The organism is Enterovibrio baiacu (assembly GCF_004120195.1).
GTDB lineage: Bacteria > Pseudomonadota > Gammaproteobacteria > Enterobacterales > Vibrionaceae > Enterovibrio > Enterovibrio baiacui.
This window is the reverse complement of the sequence record NZ_SCHN01000041.1, coordinates 1-1553: the sequence shown is the minus strand read 5'-3', so window position 1 is coordinate 1553 and position 1553 is coordinate 1. Positions and strand designations below refer to the sequence as shown.

Below are 1553 nucleotides of genomic sequence, written 5' to 3'. Positions count from 1 at the left end.
CAGGTCAAACATTTGGGGGTATTGATTTCTCAACGGCAGCATTTGACGCAACCGGTTACACAACTTTCCATATGCAATACAAAGTTGATGCTTTGTTAGCAGGGCAAGTGGTTAACATTAAGTTGTCTAATCATGATGGTGGTGCAGGAGAAACTAACGCAATCCAATACACCAGCGAACCTTCAAGCACTGACCTAGTAACGTTAGCAATTCCTCTAGAAGACTTTATAAGTGCAGATTCGAGCGGTTCTTTGTCAAGAAACGCTGTAGCACAAATCGTCATCTCAGCGGCGAGATCTGATATCAATGACCCAGTAGATATCTATCTAGATAACATCTACTTCAGCAACGGCAGTACCGATGGTGGAACTGACGGCGGCACCGATGGTGGAACTGACGGCGGCACCGATGGTGGTACTGACGGCGGCACCGATGGTGGAACTGACGGCGGCACCGATGGTGGAACTGACGGCGGCACTGACGGCGGCACTGGCGACGGCACCGATGGTGGTACTGATGGTGGAACTGACGGCGGCACCGATGGTGGAACTGACGGCGGCACCGATGGTGGCACTGACGGCGGTTCAACTAACAACGTGGTTTCAATCTTCAGCGATAACTTTGCAGATATCACTGTTAACGAGTGGGGCCCTTTCTGGGGAGACTCTTCTGCTCGTATCATCGATGGCACGTTGAATGACAACCCAGTAAAAGTGATCACGCTTGGTGCAGGTCAAACATTTGGGGGTATTGATTTCTCAACGGCAGCATTTGACGCAACCGGTTACACAACTTTCCATATGCAATACAAAGTTGATGCTTTGTTAGCAGGGCAAGTGGTTAACATTAAGTTGTCTAATCATGATGGCGGTGCAGGAGAAACTAACGCAATCCAATACACCAGCGAACCTTCAAGCACTGACCTAGTAACGTTAGCAATTCCTCTAGAAGACTTTATAAGTGCAGATTCGAGCGGTTCTTTGTCAAGAAACGCTGTAGCACAAATCGTCATCTCAGCGGCGAGATCTGATATCAATGACCCAGTAGATATCTACCTAGATAACATCTACTTCAGCAACGGCAGTACTGACGGTGGCACCGATGGCGGTACTGATGGTGGTACTGACGGCGGCACCGATGGTGGTACTGACGGCGGCACCGATGGTGGCACTGACGGCGGCACCGATGGTGGCACCGATGGTGGCACTGATGGTGGCACTGATGGTGGCACCGATGGTGGCACTGACGGCGGCACCGATGGTGGTACTGACGGCGGTTCAACTAACAACGTGGTTTCAATCTTCAGCGATAACTTTGCAGATATCACTGTTAACGAGTGGGGCCCTTTCTGGGGAGACTCTTCTGCTCGTATCATCGATGGCACGTTGAATGACAACCCAGTAAAAGTGATCACGCTTGGTACAGGTCAAACATTTGGGGGTATTGATTTCTCAACGGCAGCATTTGACGCAACCGGTTACACAACTTTCCATATGCAATACAAAGTTGATGCTTTGTTAGCAGGGCAAGTGGTTAACATTAAGTTGTCTAAT

General features: G+C 49.6%; 1 protein-coding gene. It reads left to right on the top strand.

The annotated features are described in order from the left end of the window. A partial coding sequence (locus EQP46_RS24360) for a hypothetical protein (RefSeq protein WP_192545544.1) occupies nucleotides 1-1553 on the top strand: 1553 nt, incomplete at both ends.